The sequence below is a fragment of the Dactylosporangium sp. CA-139066 genome (assembly GCF_050936175.1).
GTDB lineage: Bacteria > Actinomycetota > Actinomycetes > Mycobacteriales > Micromonosporaceae > Dactylosporangium.
Genome location: NZ_JBNJNH010000001.1, coordinates 4,406,534 through 4,425,902 on the forward strand (window position 1 = coordinate 4,406,534; position 19,369 = coordinate 4,425,902).

A 19,369-nucleotide genomic window follows, 5' to 3' on the forward strand; every position below is an offset into this window, starting at 1 on the left:
TCGGGCAACGGATGTCTCCTCTACTCCCGGACGCCGGTGACCGGGACGGCCGCCGGCGCGTTGGTCCGGTGCCATGGACGCTCACCTCACCGAATCGATCAAGTCGACTCCGGCGCCGCGCCGAGCGATCGCGACATCAGCGGCTGCGGATGTGCTGATGCGGCATCATCGGCTTGGCCGATGATGATTCCGACTCTGCGGTAGCACGCGTACTGGCACGGCACGACGGCCGCCGGCGGTGGTCGAATGGATCGCCGTGTTCCAGATAGTCGTAGCCGGTGGACGCGCTGATTGCGTACCACGGCGTGCCCGTTCCGCGGTCAGCAGCCCGGCCAGGAAGTTCACCGTCTCATCGCGTACCGGCAGGGACCGAGGTGTATGTGACACTCATCGTCGACGCAGAATCCCGGTATGAAGTTGATCTGTGGTAGGACCACCTTCATACCGGGATGCTGCGTCTTTTCGTTGCACCGCAACGATTTCAGCGTGCCGCCGTACCGCAGGCCGGACAGCTACCCAGCGTTACCCGACCGTTGCGCGGAATGGTTCACGTACGACGGTGGGACGGACTCAATTGTGGACTCGATCTGGGGTGCCATCGTGACCGGGTGCGGTGTCGTCGGGGTCACCATCTTCCGATGGCCGCACCGCAACAACACCGTCCGCCGCCATTCACGCCTGGCACACCAATCCACGATCGCCTATGGGATCACCATGCCGAACAACGTCAGCTACGCTGCCCAAGTTCAGGGGCGAAAGTCGATCGTTTCATGACGATCCGCTGATCGGCACCCGGGACGATGGCGTTCACACACTTGCACTACTCACCACGGGGAGCTGAATGTTCAAGATCAGATCGTTGGTCGCACTGGCCGGCGCCGTCGCGCTGACGTCCGCCGTGCCGTCCATGCCCGCATCGGCAGCGCCGTCGCAGCCTTCTGCGGTTGCCGTGGACGGACCCGTACTCATTGCTCCCGGCACCGGATCGGCCGAGGTGGAGCAGATGCGCCGCAGCGTCGCCGCGCCCGGATCGTCCGTCGACCTGACGAACCCCGATCCGCCGGAACGGTGCTGGGGCAACGTCAAGATCCGTTCGACCGCCAACGGGAAGTACGTCGCGGCCGAGAAAGGCTTCAGTGGTAAGGACTACCAGATGCTGCGGGCGCGCACCGACCCTTCGCAGGTCGGCACGTGGGAACTGTTCCGCGTGTGCCGAAACCGGGACACCTGGCACACGACGATCATGTCGTACGACTCCAACCCCAGCATTCCAAACGGCCTCATCTGGGTCGGGGCCACCACGTTTGAGCAGGGCACTCGACGCGGGCTGCTCAAGGCCTTCATGCTGGAGGGGTGGGTCAACACCATCGATCCGTACTTCACGACGCTGACGGAGCCCACCGGCACCGGCGGAAACTCGACCTGGTTCTACTCGCTCGCGACGGGCCTGTACGTCTCGGCGCAGTTCGACTATTCGGGGACGGAGTACGCGAGCCTTCGCGCCCGGCTGGGTTCGGTCGGACCGTGGGAGTCCTTCACCTGGTAAGGAACCGGCGCGCCGCCCGATCCTACCGGGGCACCGCCGACAGCGACGTACCGAGCCAGTTCCGGCTGTCGGCGGGTGGGCACCGTTCCACCCGCCGACAGCCGCCTCGACCACGTCGTGGGCGTCCCGACTGCGCAACGACCCGCCAACGGCGGTCGAACGCCCACTCGCGTGATCCCCGCGCTCGAACCACCCACTCCAGCGGGTACGACGCACGCAAACGCCCGCACTCGCCAAGATCGACGCGCTGAAACACCGCGGTTCGGTGGGGAGCCCGGCACCGAGATCAAGTCGCGCGCGTACGACGCCGACCGCAGCACCCTCGACTACGTGTACGAGCTCGACGGCGACACCTCACTATCTGGGGCGGGTTCAAGGGCTCCCCCGGCTACTTCCGGGGCACGTTCGACGCCACCGGCGACCGGCTCACCGGCGACTGGGTCTATCCGGGCGGCGGCTACCACGCCGACATGGAGCGCATCGCGTGAAGTACCTGCTGCTGGCGTACACCAGCCTCGCCGAATGGGACACCGTCGACGTTCTACGGGGACCTGGTCAAGGAGCTCACCGGCTCCGGTGAGCTGCTCACCACCGAGGGCCTCGGCCACCCGGCCCTGTCGCGCACGGTGCGGCGCGGGTCGCTCGTCAGCGAGGGCCCGTACGCGGAGACCGGTGAGGTCCTGGCCAGCTTCGCGATCATCGACTGCGACGGGCAGGACCGGGCCCTGTCCATCGCGGCCCGCATCGCCGACGCTGTCGGCGACACCGTCGAGGTCCGCCCGATCATGCATGGCTGAGCCGCTCACGGAGCACCTGCGGGACCTCGTCCCGCAGGTGCTCGGCGCGCTCGTGCGCCGCTACGGGCACTTCGACGCCTGCGAGGACGCGGTGCAGGAGGCGCTGCTGGCCGCCGCAGCACAATGGCCGGCGCGCGGCGTGCCCGCCGAGCCACGCACCTGGCTGATCCGGGTCGCGTCCCGGCGCCTCGTCGACCTGCGCAGCGAACAGGCCCGGTCCCGCCGCGAGGCCGCCTGGCGGCCGCCGGTCTCCGCCGCCCCCGAGCAGGACGCTCGCTGACGCTGCTGTTCCTGTGCTGTCACCCGGCGCTGGCCCCGGCCGCGCAGCTCGCCCTCACCCTGCGCGCCGTCGGCGGGCTCAGCACCACCGAGATCGCCCGGGCGCTGCTGACCCCGGAGGCGACCGTCGCTCAGCGGATCAGCCGCGCGAAGGCGAGGATCCGCGAGGCCGGCGCCACGTTCCGGCTGCCGGCGCCCGGCGAGTTCGACGAGCGTCTCGACGTGGTCCTCGACGTGCTGTACCTCGTGTTCGCCGAGGGCTACGTCGGCACCGCCGGCGACACCCTCGACCGGGTCGAGCTCGCTGCGGAGGCGATCCGCCTCACCCGGCTGCTGCACGCCCGGCTCCCCGGCCGCGGCGACGTCACCGGGCTGCTCGCGCTGATGCTGCTCACCCACGCCCGCCGCGCCGCGCGCACCCGCGGCGGCGCGCTGGTGCCCCTCGACGAGCAGGACCGCACCCGGTGGGACCGGGCCGCGCTCGGGGAAGGCACCGCCCTGGCCGTGGCGGCGCTGCGGGCCGGGCCGGCCGGTCCGTTCCAGCTGCAGGCCGCGATCGCCGCCGTGCACGCCGAGGCGGGCACCACCGCGGACACCGACTGGCCGCAGATCCTCGGCCTGTACCGGCTGCTGGAGACCGTCACCGGCAACCCGGTCGTGACCGTGAACCGGGCGGTGGCCACGGCGATGGTCCACGGCCCGGCCGCCGGGCTCGCCGTGCTCGACGCCGTCGCCGGCGACCCGCGGCTGGCCCGCAGCCACCGGCCCGCCGCCGTCCGCGCGCACCTGCTGGCGATGGCCGGCCGGCCCGCCGAGGCCGCGCACTGGTACCGGGCCGCCGCCCGGCTCACCACGAACCGGTACGAGCAGCGGCACCTGCTGTCCCGTGCCCTGCTGCGCGTCGCCCCGTCCGAGCCCGCCGCGATCCACCGGCAGGAACAGGGCGACGACCCTGATCGGGGCACCGGCGACGCTGGTGAGGAGCGTGCCGGTGGCGTACCCCGGTGAACGTCTGGCCCGGCGCCGCCCACCGCGGCCCGTCGTCACTGGCGGTGAGGATCGTCGGCCCGCCCAGGAACCCGCTGGCGAGCATCCCGCCGACGCCGAGCCAGGTCGCGACGAGCGGCACCACGAACCGCCGGCGCGGGCCCCCACCGGTGCACCAGCACCAGCCGCCCGATCGCCGCGCACAGGAACTGCGCCGCGGTGACCGTGTCCTGCATTGGCTCATCGGGCGTCTCGGCGAGCGGTATCTCGACCGGCTCGTGTACCTGTTGACCAGCGAGTCCACCTTCTCGGGCGGTGAGGAGATCTGCTACAACCTGAAGGCGCAGGGACGAGCGGAGCGTGGACGACCTGCCCGGGGCGCTGACCCGGCCTGTTCCTACCGGCGAGGCCTGCCATCCGTTGGTTCGGCGTTCGCTGGTACACCGAAGTCTTTGACGACGACCGGCGGCTTTGGCGGCGCCGGCCAGAGTTGCAGGCGCAGCGGGAACGGGCTGCCGGTGCGGAACTGCGCGGCGAGCAGTTCGTGCGTCAGCGACACCCGCAGGCGCAGGCCGCCGGCTGGGACGTCGAAACGGTCGCCGTCGTGCTCGCCGTACGTCGGGCAGGTCAGGCGCAGTCGGCCCGACGGCGAGCGGAGGCTGCATTCGGCGACGATCGCGAAGGCGTCCGCGTCGAGGGGTGCCGGGGCGGCCAGCACCTCGACGGTGACGACGACGTGGGCGTTGACGCCGGTCCAGATCGCGACGGCGTCGTCAGCCAGCGCGAACAGCTCACCCAACGGATTGGCTTCGTCCGGCGCCCAGTGGTCGGCAAGCAGCGCACCGGAGGCCACGTCATACAGCTCGATCTGCTCGTAATCGGAGAACAGCGCGAATTCCATCGGCGCCCATGATGCACCACAGCCGCGGCTCCGGACAGCTCCTCGTGCGGACCGAACGTGACAACAGCTGCCGGCAATGCAACGACCGTTGTGTCCGCTCATGCCGCGACAGGCCGCCACGGAACGTTGCTGAAGCACGGTCGACCCGCAGGGCGGGTGTACTACTGAATGTCTCGTGCGACGATCATGGTCGTGACGACCGAACATGGCGAACCAACCAAGGTCCGCATGGTGTTTAGCAGCTACGACGCGGAAGAGGGGTTCGACCTCAACATCGAACCGGAAGGAATGTCGTACAACTTTCCGCCGGAGCGTGAGGTCGTGATCGAGTTTCGCGGTGGCAGCGATGCAGTTCCAGATCGCTCATGCACGTGACTTCATCTCGATCTCGCGGTCGGCCGGCACGCAGGTGTGGGCCGGCCAGGACGGTGGGTCAATGGAGTTGATCGGCAGCTGACCGCCCGCTCCACGACGTAGCATTCCGTCGACCGCCCGAACCTCCGTTCGTTCGACGATCTTGGCGTCCGCACATGCCGCTGTTCGGATACCGTCGCCCGGTGACGCATGCCAGGCGGTACGGCTACGTTGGTCCGCCTGAGCTGCGCGGCCGGGTGGTGGGGCTGGACACCGTAGCTGTCCAGACGGCTGCCGCCCTCGCACGCTGGCTCGCTGGGCGCAACCGCGGTGAACTCGTCGAGCCGTTCACCTTCGTCGTGTCGCTCGACGGTGAACTCAGGTTGGCACCCCGGAGCTCTGAACACGTCGCGCTGGCCGGCGGACACGACGTCCTCGCAGGTGGCGAGATCGCATTCGCCCCTGCCGCATCCGGCTGGGACGTGGTCGCGGTGGCCAACCAGTCGACCGGGTACCGCCCCGACCCGGACTCTGACGGCGAGCCGATGACGTCCGGGCGCATCTCACCGCTTTTCTGGCAGTAGCCGTTGAGGCCGTTTGTCGCCGGTCATGCGTGCCGGCTCTTGCCGGCGATCATGTCGACGAGGGTGTCGGTGAGGTCTTCGGCGGAGACGCCTCCCCACTTCGGGTCGGCGAGCTGGCCGCTGGCCGCGAGGCCGGCGATCCCGTTCGCGCTGCTGATGAGCAGGGCTGCGTATCGGCGGGCGTCCTGCTCGCCGACCAGGTCGGCGACGACGGCCAGGAACTCGGTCTGGCTTCGCTGGGCGGCACGGGCGAGTGCTGTGGGGTCGCCGGCGGGGGTGCTGAACATGAGCTTGTAGAGGTGCGGCCGAGAGCGACCAATGTCGATTAGTGCGATGAGGCCACCGCGCATTTTCTCGGCGGGTGAGAGGCCCGGATCCGCGCGAAGGGCCTGCATACGGTCTCCGAGCATGTCCCAGGCCCGGGTCCCGACGGCGATCAACAGGCTCTCCTTGTCGGCGAAGTGCCGGTAGGGAGCCCCGCGGGTCACTCCGGCGCGTGCTCCCACCGCGCGCAACGTCACGGCGTCGAGACCACCGGTATCGAGCAGCTCAGCGGCCGCGTCGAGCAGGGCGCGGCGCGTGGCGGCGGCTGATTCGGCACGGCTGATCATGCGGAGGAGTCTAGCCCACTTGTGATGACTAAGTCACTTGAATCAGTTGACGATGTCATCTCAGTGCTGCACACTCAAGAGATGACAGCGTCATCTGAAACTCGGGAACTTGTGGTCGTGACCGGGGCATCGACCGGCATCGGCGCGGCTACCGCGCGGGAACTGGCTCGGCGCGGCTTCCATGTCCTCGCCGGCGTACGGCGCGACAGCGACCGGATGCCCCCAAAGGCCAAGGGCATCGAGCCGGTGATCCTCGACATCACCGACCCCGACCACGTCGCCGCGCTCGCCGCACGGGTTGAGCGGGATCCGCGGCCGCTGCGGGCGCTGGTCAACAACGCCGGCGTCCCAGGCGCCGGCCCGGTCGAAGTGATGCCGCTCAGCGAATGGCGGCGCATCTTCGAGGTGAACCTCTTCGGCCACGTCGCCGTCATCCAGAGCCTGATTCCCGCGCTGCTACGCGGCAAGGGACGCGTCGTCAACATCAGCTCCCTCAACGGCAAGATCTCCATGGCCGGCTACGGACCGTACGCCGCCAGCAAGTTCGCAATGGAGGCGATGAGCGACGCCCTGCGCAACGAGCTGGCACCCCACGGTGTGCGAGTGATCGTGGTCGAACCGGGCGGCGTCAAAACCGAGATGTCCCGCGTCGGCCTCGCCGCCCTTGGCCGCCTCGACGACGGGATGACGCCCGAGCAGTACGCGCGCTACGACGCTCTGATGCGGGCAATACCCTCCCACGTGGCCGCGTTCACCAAGGCCGGCGTGACCTCCGACGTCGCCGCGAAGAGAATCGCCAAAGCGGTGACCGACGACAGGCCCCGCACCCGTTACACCATCGGCGCGACGGCTGCCTTCCTCATCCGGGCTTCCCGCGTCCTTCCCGACCGGATGCTCGACCGGATGACGACCTCCGACCTGCGCAAGCACTACCCGGCCGACACCCGTGGCCGCACGGGGAGAACGGCAAGCTTCTAGCCCAGACGAGCTGGGAGGTGTCGACCGCGGTCGAATGGCTTCGCTACAGCGCCGCCGCCGCGCTCGCAAGCGTCGCGACAACCGAGGCATAACGGTAAGCACCGAACTGGCGTGGCGCCCGCGGATCTCGTGCGCCCGGCTGCCGCTGCGAAGTCGGCACATCCCTTGATCAGGTGCGCACTCATGCCGACGGGCGAGCGTTTGGACCCGTCAGGTGGCTTCGGGGTCGGGTCCGTTGATGGCTCGTCCTCCGTCAACAGGCAGGATGACGCCGTTGATGAATCCCGCAGCGGGAGACAGCAGGAAGGCAACGGCGTCCGCGACCTCGTTCGGGGTGCCGACCCTTCCGAGCGGGTGCAGGGCGGCCATCTGGGCGTCCACCTCGACATGCTCTGCCCGGTATTGCTCGAACCGGGCGGTGGTGATCGATCCGAGTGCGACGGCGTTGGTGCGGATCCCGGCTGGCCCGTGGTCGACGGCGACGGCGCGAGTCAAGCCCTCGACCGCTGCCTTCGCGGTCGCGTAGGGCAGCGCTCCGCGGACTGGGCGCTGGGCTTGGTGGGAGGAGACGTTGACGATGGCGCCGGCCCGCTGATGGGCCAGGAAGTGGTTGACGGCGGTGTGGCAGCCGGTCAGGGCCAGCGCCAAGTTCGCGGTAATGAGGTCCAGAATCCGGACAGCCGAGGCGTCTGCGAGGCCGGCGTCGCGGAAGATCGCGGCGTTGTTGACCCAGCCGAGAAGAGGACCAGCGGTCTCGGCTACCGCCGCTGCTCGTTGTGTCGTCTCGGGGTCGCGGGCGTCGCCGGTGACGAGGATGACCCGCTCGTGCCGCCAGTCCAGCTCACCGATGACATCGACGACGACGACCTGACCGACGTCTGTCAGGCGTTCAGTGATAGCCCGACCGACGCCCTGAGCGCCCCCGGTGACGACGAACGATGCTGGCGTGAGCATGGCGCCGTGGCCCCTCTGACGGGTTGCGGTCGGACGATGTTCTGCGGCCAGAGGCATGCCTTGCCAGCACGGTCGCAGAAGCGGAGTCCATCTCACCACGGCTGCAGCGCCGCGCCGCGGTCGGGTGCCCTCTCATGCCGATGTCCGTGCGTGTTCAGATCAACTCGTGGAGTCGTACGACCAATGCAGGAAAACGTCCGGCTCCATCCGCAGCCACAGCGGCTGTCTGCCGGACGTTCGTCGGCTGCGTCCAGGCAGGTCGGCTCGGCCTCAAACAACCAGACGAGATCGTCATAGCTCGGGATCGGTTCCATGACCACCGCGGAATGCTCACACCTTCCGGGTCACAACGTCGCACCCAGGTGTGCCCGCTCATGGCACCGCCGATGGTGCGCGCCAGCTGGTCACCGCTTGTCACGGGCGGTAAGGGATGTTCGGGCCGTCGAGGAGACCTGAAGCCGCGAAGCGGATACCGGAGTGGATCACGATCTACACAGGGCTCCAAATGAAGCGGATGTCCGGCGCCTTCTCCTCGTTGCCGGATCCGTCGGTCCTCTCAGCCTCGGTGAAGCCATGGCGAAGGTAGAACCTTTGCGCGCCGATGTTGGTGGCGAACGTCCAGAGCTGAAGCCCTTCGGGACGGCGTGACTTGGCAAGCTCGACGAGCTGTGAGCCCAATCCGCGGCCAGTGATCGCGGGCTCGACGTAGAGCTGGTCGATCCAGTCACCGTCCAGAACCAGCGCCGCCAAAGGGCGGCCGTTGTCGTCCTCCGTCAGCCATACTTCCCTTTCGGGGACGACGACAGCGCTGATCCACTCGCGTATCTCGACATCCGAGTGGACCGATGCGGGAATCGCGCCGGCAGCGGCGCGGCGGGAACGAATGATGACGTCCGCAACCGCGGAGGCGTCATCCGGCCCGGCGCGACGAGTTGTTGCCGGTTCGCGCCACCCGGTGTCCAAGACACTCATGGGGGTCATGCTTTCGCACCCGAAACGGCGTGCAACCGATTTACCGCATCTGCCGCTGCGGGAGCACGGTGATCGACCGTGACGGCCCAGCTGGCGATTCGGCGCGCGGATCTGCCGATGAGCGTGCGCAGGTGCCGGGTCAACGTGGAAGCACGAGGACTACGCCTCCGCGAACATTTGCAGGCCTGTCCGTCGACGCGGCATTCTGTGGCGATGCCGATCCGACCTCTGACAACAAACGTTCGATGACCATGGCACGGCAGCAGGTACTCGACGGGTTGGCCCACCGGATCCTCGCGCTGCGACTGGATCACCCGACACGGGTGGGGATCGACGGCCACTCCGCTGCCGGCAAGACGACCCTCGCCGACGAGCTGGCCGCCACCCTGCGGGGGAAGACGGCGCGGCCCGTGCTCCGAGTCACGGTCGACCACTTCAAACGGCATGTTGACCTGCGTACGCAATATCCGCCCGGCTCGCCGGAAAGCTACTACTTCGAGATGTTCGACGTCGACGCCATCCGCGATGAGTTGCTGGTGCCGCTCGGTCCCGGCGGCAACCGCCGCTACCGCACGCAGATCATGGATTTCAGCGGTCGCACGCCGATCGACTCCGGCGTCCAGGAGACCTCGGACGACGCGATCCTCATCGCGGACGGCGGCTTCCTGCAGAAACCGGCCCTGTCCCGGCACTGGGACCTGCGCGTCTACCTCCACATCGAAGTAGCGGATGTGCTGTACCGCGGCACGGTCCGCGACCAGGCGTGGATGGACTCGGCGGAGGCCGCCGCCGAGCGCTACCGCACCTACTACATCCCCGGCGAGGAGCTCTACCTGGCCGAGATCCGCCCCGCCGAACAAGCGGACATCGTCATCGACAATCGAAACTTCGAGGAACCCCGCGTCATACGTGATCTTCCCGACCGAGGTCAGTACTGACCGAGGGCGCACAGCGGCGGGATGCGCGCTACACCGCGCGAGTGCCGCTCGCGCTCCAGAGGAAGACGGTCGTGGCCGCGATCCGGGCGCAAGGTCAGGTGCGCACTTCTGCCGCGATCCGCGCTCTACGCAGCGTGATGGCCCAGCGGTTGCTCGGCGTGCGGATCTGCCGACGTGCGTGCAGCAGGATCACGCCTGGCCTGCGATATACCGCGTGCTGGGTCAACGGTTGCGGCCGCCGGATGCGTCTGTTCGGAAGATGGACTTCCACGAGTACGTGCACGCCCGCGGGCCCGCGCTGCTTCGCCTCGCCTGCCTGCTGACCGGCGACCCGCACCGGGCTGAGGACCTCGTGCAGGAGGTGTTGGCCAGCGCATATACGAAATGGCACCGGATCAGTACTGCCGACCGCCCCGATGTGTACATGCGCCGCATGCTCGTCAACGCGAACATCTCGTGGTGGCGGCGGCTGACCAATCAGGAAGTCACGACCGACGCCGTCCCCGATCGCCGCGGCGGCGGCGACCATGAGCAGGCCTTGGCCGACCGGGACGCGATGTGGCGCCTCATCCGCGCGCTGCCGCCGAAACAGCGCGCAGTCCTGGTCTTGCGGTACTACGAAGACCTCGGCGACGCGGCGATCGCCGAGATCCTGTCGTGCTCCACGGCGACCGTCCGGACCCATGCCATGCGCGGGCTGGCGACCTTGCGGGGACATTTCCCGGCACCGAGCACCTCGACCTCTGGGAGCGTGACATGATCGACGAACTGCTGACCGAGACACTTCGTGAGCGGGCCGAAAGCCGGGCGGACCTCACCGTCTTGGCGCAGCGCGCCGCCAGGCGGGGCCGACGCCGGATCGCGACGCGCCGACTGGCCACCGGAAGTACCGCCTTGGTGGTGACCGGTGCCCTGGTCATCGGTATCGCGGTGTACCGCAACCACGGCGAGCCGTCGATGCCGGTCGGTGTTTCCCCGCTCGTCGTCGTGCCCGGGGTTCCCGGGCTGCCCACGACCGACGCGTCTCGCTTGCCGAGCCGCGCCGAGGTGACCGCCGGCGACCCGGACGAGCTGCCGTTCGCACTCGATGCGATTCCTGCCGCGTACGACCTGTACGACGTGCGGTTCGGGCCGGAGCCGGGGCTGCGGCTCCGAGACGATCGGGGGGCCAGCGCCCAGCTGCAGCTGCTGGACAAGCCGACGCCGATCGAAGCCGCGGAATCGACGCAGGCGCTCACCGTGGGGCAGCGCACGGCGACGCTGTACCGCTCCGGCGACTTCCACCGGGTGGTGTGGGAGATCGCCGACGGTGCCGGGGTGTGGATGCACGTGACCGCCGGCAGCGATGCACTCGCCATGGAGCTGGCCGAGCACGTCCGCCTCGACCGTCGCACGCACTGCGCAGTGCCGGCCGCGCCCGTCGCCTTGCCGACCGGCTACGCCGTGGAGGACTGCGACGTCTCGCTGCGGTTGCTGCCCGAACAGCAGCGGGCGTCCCTGGACGGCGCGACCATCACCTACAGCCAAACCGGCACGGCGCACCGCATCATGATGATCGTCGTGAAACGGGAGCCGCGCACGAAGGACGACGAAGACGCTGCGCTGGACCGCAAGGTGGCCGGCTGGCCGGCGGCGTTGGTGCCCGTCGAGGACGGAGTGCAGCTGCAACTGCCGGAGTTCGGCGAGCTGACCCTGGCCATGACGACGTCCCGCGGCGCGACCGAAGCCGAGGTACTGGCGGTGGGCAAGGCTGTCCGGTCCGCCCCGGACATCTCGATGCCGGAGCGCTGGCTTCCGGCGACGCCGGGCTGAGATTGCCGTCCAGCATCGTGCGCCACCGCCCCACGAACCCAACCGCCGCTGCGCATCATGCTCCAAGGCACAGCAATCTCGACGCCAAGATCACGTGCTTTGGCATGCCGCTGTGTAACAGTTTCGGTCACGCCGCGCGACGAGTGTTCAGCACAGCAGATCGGCCGGTGCGCTGAACTGTCGATGAGCGGGTGCCGGTCCGAGCCCACGGAAATCGGCAGTTTCTCCACAATCTGAGGTCGGCGATGCCTTCCGTGTCGATCGGCTCCTTCGCGAGGCGCCCGAGGTGCAACGCGGCGAGATATTGACTCATAAAGATGCTTGTGCGCGGGGGCCTCGAGTGCTTCTATCTGTTAATCAGTCTGACTAACAGATAGATGGAGGCCGCCAACCCATGTCACCGACCCGTACGCGCCTCGCCGTGGCAGCCGCCGCGGTTCTCGCGCTCGCCATCCCGCTCGCCATCAGGAACGCCGACGCCGCCACGACGCCCACCACTGTGAAGGCAGGCCCCGCTGCCGCCACCTCGTTCACGCCCGCCCAGGTGCTGGCCGGCGTCCAGGCGAACATGACGACCGCGAAGAAGGTCAACTCCAAGCCCCACATCAACACCATGACGCGGGCCCAGAACGTGAACGTGTACCAGGTCGCGCCGGGCGTCTACGCCTACACCTCCGGCCTGGCCATCGACACCGACGGCAGCGACCCCGATCCCGACCCCGACCACCAGGGCCAGACGACCTGGTCGGACAGCAACGGCAAGGCCCTGGGCGCACACCACGTGCCGTTCTACGTGCTGGGCGACGACTGCTGGGACCGCACGTCCCCCTGCCCGCACTTCTTCTACAAGGAACACAACATGACGGGCCGGCAGTTCGCCCTGATGTTCTACAACGGCAAGTGCATCGGCGCGATCTTCGGCGACACGCAGACCGCGAACAACCAGACCACCTCGGACAACGACTCCCGCGAACTGGGCGAGGGGTCCGTGAAGGCCGCCCAACTGCTCGGCATCCCCAGCAGCGGCACCACCGGTGGCGTTGACAACGGCGTAACCGTGGTGATGTTCTCCGGCTCGTCCTGGGTCGTGAACGGCACCAACGCCAACCTGAACGACAACATCCAGGCCAAGGTCCAGACGGCCCTGGACAGCCTCGGCGCAAGCATGGGGGGCACACCGCCCACGACTGCGCCGCCGACCGGTAACACGTTCGAGGCGGAGACCGGCACCCTGTCAGCCGGTGGCACATTCGACTCCAACCACCTCGGCTTCACCGGTACCGGCTTCGCCAATACGGCCAACGCAGTTGGCGCGTACGTCGACATCCCGGTCACCGCGGCCACCGCCGGGACCAAGACCCTGACCTTCCGGTACTCCGACGGCACCAGCGCTGCGCGGCCCGCGACGATCTCGGTCAACGGCACCTCACGCGGCACGCTGAACTTCCCGATCACCGCCAACTGGGACACCTGGGCCACCGCGTCCATCTCGGTGCCCCTGACCGCAGGCACCAACACCATCCGGGTCACCGGCACCACCGCAGGCGGCGCCGCCAACATCGACTCGGTGACCATCTCCTAGTCAGTCCACCGCTCACATCCGTCCGGTGCCGGCCGGCGGGCCACCTCCCGTCGTCCGGCGCCGGTGCCATCTCACGGCCGCCAATGCGGGCAACGACCGCGGTCAGTCAGTGCTACGCAGTGGCGGAAGGCCCAATGCGGGCGAAGAAGCGGTTCGCCTCGGCTTCGACGAAGACGTCGGCGTCGTCCTCCTGTAGGCGGGGCATCGAATGCCGCGGTGTCAATGAGCCCGTTGGCGGCGCAGTACCTTGCGTACGACGCCACCTGCGAGGAGGAGCAGCCCGACGGCGAGCGCCCACAGCCACCATGGCCACGGGCCACGATCGACGCCGGTTTCCCGTACCTGAAGGTCGCCGGTGCGGGCGGTCGCCAATTGCACCGTGTCGATCCAGTGGTCGTTGCCGGGTTGGAGCCGGGCGAGGACCCGGGCCGGCCCGGTCGGGGGCACCGAGACAATTGTCTCGTAATTGGTCGCCAACAGGTCGGCGCCCTGCCAACCGAGGACCCCGGTCGCGTTGGTGTCGAGCGGCGTGGACACTCCGGTGGACAGGTCGAGGACCGCCAGCCCGTCTGGTGCCCAATACCCGGCGGCCCAGGACGGGCTGCCCGCGGCCACCCGAAAGAGCGCGAGCCGGGTGCCGTCGGGCGACCAGGCGGCCGGGCCGCCGAGCCGGTGCCTGTCCGGCAGCGGGACGACCGTGCTCCCGCCGGCGGTGAGGAGGCGCAGCTCGGCGCCGACCTGGACGGCCAGCGTTCTGTCGTCGGGGGAGAACGCCGCGTCGAGCACCCCGCGCTGTCCGGCTACCGGAGACGTGACGCCGGTGGCCAGGTCGAGCAGTGTCAGTTCGCCGTCGGCGGCGAGCGCGGCCCGGGGGTCGCCATTGCTGTCCGCCCGATACGGCGCGATGGCGTACGCGAGCCGCTTCGAGTCCGGCGACCAGGCGAGCAGCTGTACCGCCGAGCCGGCAGGCACCGGGTAGCCGCGGGTGCGGCCGGTGGTCAGGTCCACGATTGCCACATCCTGGACCGGCCCGAGCGTGTCGGCGACGGCGACCCTGCTGCCGTCGGGAGACAGCAGGGCGAATGCAAGGGCGTCGGCGGACCGGCCACGCTTCCTGGCGAGGTCGATGACGCGGTAAGTGCGCCCGTCTGTCCCGACGGCGATGAGCTGCGGGGTCTGGAAGGGCATGTCGCCTTGCCCGTACCTGTAGATGGCGATCGCGGGCCCGGCCGGCGCGGCGGAGACGGTGGCGGTGAGGAGGGAGTGACCGGCGAAGACGCGCGGTAGCGTGTCGGGACCGGCGGCAGGTGCGCTCGGCGTCGCCGGCAAGCGCACCAGCCCCACCGCAAGCAGCAGCACCACGACGGCGGCGGCCACGAGCACTGGCCGCCATGACCGGCGAGAGGTCAGCGGGATGACGGGAGGCGCCACCGTGGGAACGGGGATCGCCTCGACGAGTTCGTGGACGGCGGCGCGCAGGCGTTGGTCAGTGGTCATCGAGGTGCTCCCGCAGTGCGGAGTGGGCCCGGTGTAGCAGGGACTTGACGGTGCCCGGCCGGCAGTTCAGCGCGTCGGCGATATCGGCCTCGGACAGGTCGAGGTAGTAGCGCAGGAAGATGGCCGCCCGATGCCGCGGCCGCAGCCTGGCGAGGCCGGCGCGGACGGCGATCGCGTCCGGCCCCAGCGCCACGAGCGGTTCAGGCTCAGGCTGGCTGGCATGGCGTCGTTCCAGCCGACGACGGCGCACCCAGGAGGTGCATCTGGACACGACGGCGCGGCGCAGCCATGCGGTCGGTTCGCGGACGTCCGGACGGTGCAGCAACGCCAGGAACACCTCCTGCACGACGTCCTCCGCCGCCGGTACGCTTCCGGTCGTCACACAGGCCAGCCGCACCATGGGAGCGAACTGCGCCGCGTAGAGCGCGTCGAAGTCGCCCGGACGGCCGGTTCCGAGAGCACGGTCACCTCCTACAGGCGCACAGCGGCCGCGACCGGTTCCACCCGGCCCGGAATCGCCCACCCGGGCCCGCGTCCTGCGGTCAGTCGTCCCCCTCGGCGCCCGCGCAACGCCAGCGTGACGGCCTGCGCCACGGCACCCTCAGACGTCGACATGCGAAGCATCCTCAACAGCAGATGCAAGCCGGCAAGAGCATTCTGCAAGCGGGTAACACCTCAAGGACCAGCATGACGGCAGCGGTGAGCGAACGCCACGACCCGGCCGAAGGCCGAGTCGCAATGGCCGGTTGTGGCTACGAGCGCACTGATCTGCCACGATGGGATCGTTTCTAGCGTGCCACTGGTCGGTGCCGGTTGGCTCGCGTCGTGCCGATGTCTGCGAACGCGGCGCAACAGCACGGCCGTCACCGTCTGAGCGGGACGAAGGTCGGTTCGTCTGCGCCCTGCCGCAACGCGACGAGCTCCTCACCGTCCGGCCGGATCTGCACAGAGTCGAACCGGCCACTCGCCAACCGGGCGGGGTTATCGCACGTCATGATGCCGCATTGGTACAGCCCGGCCGTATCGCCCTGCCCGGCGCTGATCACGAGTACGCCATCGTCGGTCAGTGCCGCGCCCAAGGGCCACCGGAACTCGGCGTCGGCCACGGTGACCGTGCCGTTGAGTCGATCCTGGACCGCAATCCGCCAGATCGCGTCCACGGCGACCGGCCCGGGCTGCGCATCGGGCATCGGGCCACTGCACGGCGTTGCACATACGTGCACGAAGAACGCGAGAAACCGGCCGTGCGACGACAGGGCCGGAGCCCGGGCCAGCGCGCGGGCCGCGCATCCCGCTCCGCCGACCTCCGGCAGGGCATCGGCGAGACGTACCGAACTGCCGGACACCACAACCTCGAGGTCCAGCGGGTGCACCGTTGCACCGGCCAGTGTCCCCACGCCCGCGCAGCCCAGGGTGCTGTACTGGATGATGGCGGTTCGGTCGGCGTCGGACCAGGTACCCCCACCGTAACCAGACATGCGGGGCAGGTTCGCGGTCGATACCGCCGCGAGCGGCTGGACCTGGCCAGTCCGCGGGTCGAAGGACAGGAACGCGACGCGCCGATGGTTGCCGCCGCACGACACGACGAGTCCTATCCCTGGTGGGCCCGACTCGAAGATCGACAGCACCGTCACGCCGTAGCACACCCGGCTGAGCGACATCGCGTGCGGGCGTCCTCCGACTGCGCCGGGACACCCTACTCACGGAGCGTAGTCGGCAAAGGGCGTCGATCGCGACTCGGGCGCGTTGGGCTCAACCGCCGGCATTCCATCCACATGGGTGGGTCCCGAACTCACGAACGAGGGAACCGGACGTCGGCCTGCATCTGCAGGTCGCGTCGTGCCACCAGTGGCTGCACTTACATCGACCCGGAGGGCGGAGCGTCGCCGAGAGCGTCGCGCAGCGCGGCTCGCGAACTGATGCCGAGCTTGGGGAACACGTTGTACAGATGGGCGCTGACCGTGCGGGGGGACAGGTACAGCCGCTCCCCGATCTGCTTGTTGGTCAGACCGGCGGCGGCGAGCCCGGCGATCTCCCGTTCCTGCGGGGTCAGCGCGTCCATCATCGCGCGAGTGGGCGTCTGGTTATGGGCGAGCCCGCTTGCGCGCAGTTCGCTGCGCGCGCGTGCCGCCCACGGGGCGGCGCCGAGTCGCTCGAAGGCGTCGAGTGCGTCGGTCAGCTGTTTGCGCGCCTCGGTTGTGGCCTTTGCGCGTCGGAGGCGCTCCCCGTATGCGAGTTGGATCCGCGCCTGCGGGAACGGCCAGCGGCTCGCCCCCGTCGTGGCGAGCGCAGCGTCGAATGCGTCGCGGTAGGCGTCGCCCGGGGCCGTCATCGCGGCGGCCCCGGCGGCGATGAGGGCCAGTCGAGGCGAGATCGCGGCAACGCCTGCGGTGTCGATGTCGGCGACGTGCGTACTCGCCTCGGTCATCCGCCCGGCCCGGACGGCGGCTTCAACCAGGTCCAGCAGAACCCACAGCGCGGCCGGTTTGTAGAGCGGCACCGTTTCGGGCGAGCAGATCTCGGCCGCTCGGTGGTACGCGGTCTCGAACTCCCCATGGCTCAACGCGGCCAGCGCCTTCGCGTGCGAAGCGAGTTGCAGCACGAAGCCGATCCGGTTCGGCGCTGCCCAGCTGACCAGATCGTCGGTGATCCTGCGGACGGTGTCGCGGTCGCCGCGGGCTGCCGCGACCATGGCTTGGTCGTACTGCAGGAACCCGCCGAGTAGTCGATAGTGGTGCCGCGTCGTGAAGGCGAGCCCCTCCTCGGCCAGGCTCAGCACCCAGTCCCAGTCGCCGCTGAGAAGCCCATCGAAGCCCAGCAGCGCGAACGCCTTGATCGCTGACGCGATTGCGCCGCCGGCGCGACCGTGGTCGACGACCCGCCACAGCGCATTGCGGCATCCCGCGAGCCGGTCGACGTACATCGCGGCGATGCCCAGGCGGACGGCGTGAGCATGATCGGCCTGATCGCCGATTCCGGAGATCGCCTCATCCAGCCGCACGAGCGAGGGTAGGGCTAGGCGCGCCGGCTCGAGGAACGTGCTGCCGAGCAGTCCGAGGACCTCCGGAGGGTCGAGGCCGAGCCGGTCGAGCGCCGCTCGATAATCAGCCACCAAGTCAGCGCGGGAGCCGAACGAGCAGTTCGCCTGGAGGACGTACACGATCTCCTGCAACGGCGCGTCCCAGACCCTCACCGGATGGCCGGCGTTGCGCAGCGCACCGAGGAGCAGCCGGTGGATGGTGTCGATGTCGCCGCCGCTGTTGACCATGTAGGCGGCCGCGGCAACGGCGGCCGCGATCGTATGACTCCGTCCGGTGCTCGCTTCGGCCGCCAGCACGTTCGGGGCGGTGAGATCGCCGGTGATATCCGCGCCGAGGTACGTCGCGAACATGGCACGACGGTGATGGTCATCAGGTCCGGGGCTCAGTTCCGCGGCCCGGAGCAGCAGGCCCATCGCCCCGACGGGGTCGCCGCGGCCCTTCGTCTTCAGCGCGGCCGCTTCGAGCAGTTGCGCGATCTGCTCGTCCGGCCCGGACGTGGCCTCTGCCAGATGCCACGCGCGACGCTGCGAATCCGCCTGATGCCGGTTCGCCAGTTGTCGATGGGCCTGCCGGCGCTCCTCGTCGGTCGACCGCCGGACGATGGCGGAACGGGTGAGCGGATGGCGGAACTGAATGCCGCGCGTGATGGGATGGATGTGGATCAGCCGGGCCCGCTCGGCTGGCTCGAGGTCGCTGACCGATATCGCCGGGAACAGCTCGCCAGTGCCGTCGAGTGCGGCCAGCAACAGCTGGGCGCGTGTCTCGCCGGGCAGCCCGTCGATCTGGCGCGCGAAGTACACCTGCAGCCGCCGGCCAACGGGGGTGCGGCCCAGGGAGGGCTCGGGGACACCCGAGCCGAGGTGTGCCGGAAGCTCGATCAGCGCCAGCGGGTTCCCCTGCGCCTCGGTGAGCACCCGCTGGGCCGCTCGAGGCACGAGTCCGGGGAATGCTTCGGCGAGGAGCGCCGCGGCGGCGTCGTCGTCGAGCGGTCCGACCGCGATCTCGGCAAGTCCGGCATCCTCGAATACACGGCTTTCCCCGGCCCGTACGACGCCGAGCAGGCCGACCCCGGTGCCGGACAGTCGCCGGGCGAGGATGGCGAAGAGGGCGGCACTCGCACGGTCGAGCCACTGCAGGTCATCGACGACCACCAGGACGGATGCGTCGCCGGCCAGGAGCGCGAGCAGCGCATTCACAAGCGTCAGCGGATCTGGCGGCGGCCCCTCCTCCAGCCCCAGCGCCACGCCGATCGCGCGCCGATAGTCAGGCTTGAGGGCAGCGAGTTCGGCCCTGAGCGGGGAGAGCAGTTGGTGGAGGCCGGCGAAGCTCACCTCGGCCTCGAACTCGACCCCGGACGCACGCAGCACGCGTACCCCAATAGTGGCGGCATGGGCGGCCGCCGCGTCGAGGAGCGCGGTCTTACCGACGCCTGCCTCGCCGACGATGAGGAGGGCGCCGCCATCGGATGCCGCGTCGTCGACGAATTCGTGCAGCAGCACCAGCTCGCGCTCGCGGCCGACGAGCCGCATGGAGGAT

18 protein-coding genes and 1 pseudogene are annotated in these 19,369 nt (G+C 69.3%); 11 read left to right on the forward strand and 8 right to left on the reverse strand.

The window, feature by feature from the left end; genetic code table 11:
* Positions 1–411: 411 nt before the first annotated feature.
* The 4 genes and pseudogenes from ACQEVU_RS20145 to ACQEVU_RS20160 all read left to right on the forward strand — a co-directional run.
* A complete protein-coding gene (locus ACQEVU_RS20145; protein ID WP_433325687.1) occupies positions 412–774 on the forward strand; it encodes a hypothetical protein in 363 nt (120 codons plus the stop codon).
* A gap of 229 nt (positions 775–1,003) precedes the next feature.
* Positions 1,004–1,546 carry a hypothetical protein gene (locus ACQEVU_RS20150; protein ID WP_433325689.1) on the forward strand — a complete coding sequence of 181 codons (543 nt, stop codon included), beginning with the start codon at positions 1,004–1,006 and terminating at the stop codon, positions 1,544–1,546.
* Positions 1,547–2,160: 614 nt separating this feature from the next.
* A complete protein-coding gene (locus tag ACQEVU_RS20155; RefSeq protein WP_433334998.1) occupies positions 2,161–2,343 on the forward strand; it encodes a YciI family protein in 183 nt (60 codons plus the stop codon).
* Positions 2,336–3,513 (forward strand): annotated as a pseudogene (locus tag ACQEVU_RS20160) (RNA polymerase sigma factor); the annotation flags it as partial. The gene ACQEVU_RS20155 and the pseudogene ACQEVU_RS20160, both read left to right, overlap by 8 nt.
* 493 nt (positions 3,514–4,006) lie before the next feature.
* On the opposite strand, the gene ACQEVU_RS20165 reads toward ACQEVU_RS20160, so the two are convergent.
* Positions 4,007–4,510, reverse strand: a complete 504-nt coding sequence (locus ACQEVU_RS20165) for a hypothetical protein (RefSeq protein ID WP_433325691.1) — start codon at positions 4,508–4,510, stop codon at positions 4,007–4,009.
* A 192-nt stretch (positions 4,511–4,702) separates the two neighbouring features.
* Here ACQEVU_RS20165 and ACQEVU_RS20170 point away from each other — a divergent pair, with 192 nt between their 5' ends.
* Together ACQEVU_RS20170 and ACQEVU_RS20175 are read left to right on the forward strand one after the other, a co-directional pair.
* Positions 4,703–4,885, forward strand: a complete 183-nt coding sequence (locus ACQEVU_RS20170) for a hypothetical protein (protein WP_433325693.1) — start codon at positions 4,703–4,705, stop codon at positions 4,883–4,885.
* A 155-nt stretch (positions 4,886–5,040) separates the two neighbouring features.
* Entirely contained in the window at positions 5,041–5,448 is a 408-nt protein-coding gene (locus ACQEVU_RS20175) for a hypothetical protein (protein WP_433325695.1), read from the forward strand.
* A gap of 23 nt (positions 5,449–5,471) precedes the next feature.
* On the opposite strand, the gene ACQEVU_RS20180 is transcribed toward ACQEVU_RS20175, so the two are convergent.
* Positions 5,472–6,059, reverse strand: a complete 588-nt coding sequence (locus tag ACQEVU_RS20180) for a TetR/AcrR family transcriptional regulator (protein ID WP_433325697.1) — start codon at positions 6,057–6,059, stop codon at positions 5,472–5,474.
* Between the two features lie 117 nt (positions 6,060–6,176).
* On the opposite strand from ACQEVU_RS20180, the gene ACQEVU_RS20185 reads away from it, so the two are divergent.
* Positions 6,177–7,037, forward strand: a complete 861-nt coding sequence (locus ACQEVU_RS20185) for an SDR family oxidoreductase (protein ID WP_433325699.1) — start codon at positions 6,177–6,179, stop codon at positions 7,035–7,037.
* Positions 7,038–7,247: 210 nt separating this feature from the next.
* Here ACQEVU_RS20185 and ACQEVU_RS20190 read toward each other — a convergent pair whose 3' ends face one another.
* Together ACQEVU_RS20190 and ACQEVU_RS20195 are read right to left on the reverse strand one after the other, a co-directional pair.
* Positions 7,248–7,991, reverse strand: a complete 744-nt coding sequence (locus tag ACQEVU_RS20190) for an SDR family NAD(P)-dependent oxidoreductase (RefSeq protein ID WP_433325701.1) — start codon at positions 7,989–7,991, stop codon at positions 7,248–7,250.
* A gap of 489 nt (positions 7,992–8,480) precedes the next feature.
* Positions 8,481–8,963, reverse strand: coding sequence for an N-acetyltransferase family protein (locus ACQEVU_RS20195; protein WP_433325703.1), 483 nt, complete (start codon positions 8,961–8,963; stop codon positions 8,481–8,483).
* Positions 8,964–9,031: 68 nt separating this feature from the next.
* On the opposite strand from ACQEVU_RS20195, the gene ACQEVU_RS20200 reads away from it, so the two are divergent.
* From ACQEVU_RS20200 to ACQEVU_RS20215, 4 genes are all read left to right on the forward strand, one after another.
* Entirely contained in the window at positions 9,032–9,901 is an 870-nt protein-coding gene (locus ACQEVU_RS20200) for a hypothetical protein (protein ID WP_433325705.1), read from the forward strand.
* A gap of 259 nt (positions 9,902–10,160) precedes the next feature.
* Positions 10,161–10,661 (forward strand): SigE family RNA polymerase sigma factor, encoded by a 501-nt coding sequence (locus ACQEVU_RS20205; RefSeq protein WP_433335000.1) that lies wholly within the window; start codon positions 10,161–10,163, stop codon positions 10,659–10,661.
* Positions 10,658–11,713, forward strand: a complete 1,056-nt coding sequence (locus ACQEVU_RS20210; RefSeq protein WP_433325707.1) for a hypothetical protein — start codon at positions 10,658–10,660, stop codon at positions 11,711–11,713. The genes ACQEVU_RS20205 and ACQEVU_RS20210 overlap by 4 nt, the downstream gene beginning before the upstream one ends.
* A gap of 394 nt (positions 11,714–12,107) precedes the next feature.
* Positions 12,108–13,295 carry a glycoside hydrolase family 75 protein gene (locus ACQEVU_RS20215; protein ID WP_433325709.1) on the forward strand — a complete coding sequence of 396 codons (1,188 nt, stop codon included), beginning with the start codon at positions 12,108–12,110 and terminating at the stop codon, positions 13,293–13,295.
* Positions 13,296–13,514: 219 nt separating this feature from the next.
* Here the strand turns inward: ACQEVU_RS20215 and ACQEVU_RS20220 are convergent, their stop codons facing one another.
* From ACQEVU_RS20220 to ACQEVU_RS20235, 4 genes are all read right to left on the reverse strand, one after another.
* Positions 13,515–14,792 (reverse strand): TolB family protein, encoded by a 1,278-nt coding sequence (locus ACQEVU_RS20220; protein ID WP_433325711.1) that lies wholly within the window; start codon positions 14,790–14,792, stop codon positions 13,515–13,517.
* The gene (locus ACQEVU_RS20225) at positions 14,782–15,192 is read right to left on the reverse strand and encodes an RNA polymerase sigma factor (protein WP_433325713.1); all 411 of its coding nucleotides are present in this window, start codon (positions 15,190–15,192) and stop codon (positions 14,782–14,784) included. Before ACQEVU_RS20225 ends, ACQEVU_RS20220 begins: the two co-directional genes overlap by 11 nt.
* A gap of 463 nt (positions 15,193–15,655) precedes the next feature.
* Entirely contained in the window at positions 15,656–16,453 is a 798-nt protein-coding gene (locus ACQEVU_RS20230) for a hypothetical protein (RefSeq protein WP_433325715.1), read from the reverse strand.
* A 197-nt stretch (positions 16,454–16,650) separates the two neighbouring features.
* Positions 16,651–19,362 carry an AAA family ATPase gene (locus tag ACQEVU_RS20235; protein WP_433325717.1) on the reverse strand — a complete coding sequence of 904 codons (2,712 nt, stop codon included), beginning with the start codon at positions 19,360–19,362 and terminating at the stop codon, positions 16,651–16,653.
* Between the last annotated feature and the right edge of the window lie 7 nt (positions 19,363–19,369).

Coding starts and splice junctions, on each gene's coding strand:
- ACQEVU_RS20210 (WP_433325707.1), top strand. CDS start 10,658: ATGATCGACGAACTGCTGACCGAGACACTTCGTGAGCGGGCCGAAAGC.
- ACQEVU_RS20235 (WP_433325717.1), bottom strand. CDS start 19,362: ATGCGGCTCGTCGGCCGCGAGCGCGAGCTGGTGCTGCTGCACGAATTC.
- ACQEVU_RS20225 (WP_433325713.1), bottom strand. CDS start 15,192: ATGGTGCGGCTGGCCTGTGTGACGACCGGAAGCGTACCGGCGGCGGAG.
- ACQEVU_RS20195 (WP_433325703.1), bottom strand. CDS start 8,963: ATGAGTGTCTTGGACACCGGGTGGCGCGAACCGGCAACAACTCGTCGC.
- ACQEVU_RS20165 (WP_433325691.1), bottom strand. CDS start 4,510: ATGGAATTCGCGCTGTTCTCCGATTACGAGCAGATCGAGCTGTATGAC.
- ACQEVU_RS20220 (WP_433325711.1), bottom strand. CDS start 14,792: ATGACCACTGACCAACGCCTGCGCGCCGCCGTCCACGAACTCGTCGAG.
- ACQEVU_RS20190 (WP_433325701.1), bottom strand. CDS start 7,991: ATGCTCACGCCAGCATCGTTCGTCGTCACCGGGGGCGCTCAGGGCGTC.
- ACQEVU_RS20175 (WP_433325695.1), top strand. CDS start 5,041: ATGCCGCTGTTCGGATACCGTCGCCCGGTGACGCATGCCAGGCGGTAC.
- ACQEVU_RS20230 (WP_433325715.1), bottom strand. CDS start 16,453: ATGTCGCTCAGCCGGGTGTGCTACGGCGTGACGGTGCTGTCGATCTTC.
- ACQEVU_RS20215 (WP_433325709.1), top strand. CDS start 12,108: ATGTCACCGACCCGTACGCGCCTCGCCGTGGCAGCCGCCGCGGTTCTC.
- ACQEVU_RS20150 (WP_433325689.1), top strand. CDS start 1,004: ATGCGCCGCAGCGTCGCCGCGCCCGGATCGTCCGTCGACCTGACGAAC.
- ACQEVU_RS20180 (WP_433325697.1), bottom strand. CDS start 6,059: ATGATCAGCCGTGCCGAATCAGCCGCCGCCACGCGCCGCGCCCTGCTC.
- ACQEVU_RS20205 (WP_433335000.1), top strand. CDS start 10,161: ATGGACTTCCACGAGTACGTGCACGCCCGCGGGCCCGCGCTGCTTCGC.
- ACQEVU_RS20145 (WP_433325687.1), top strand. CDS start 412: ATGAAGTTGATCTGTGGTAGGACCACCTTCATACCGGGATGCTGCGTC.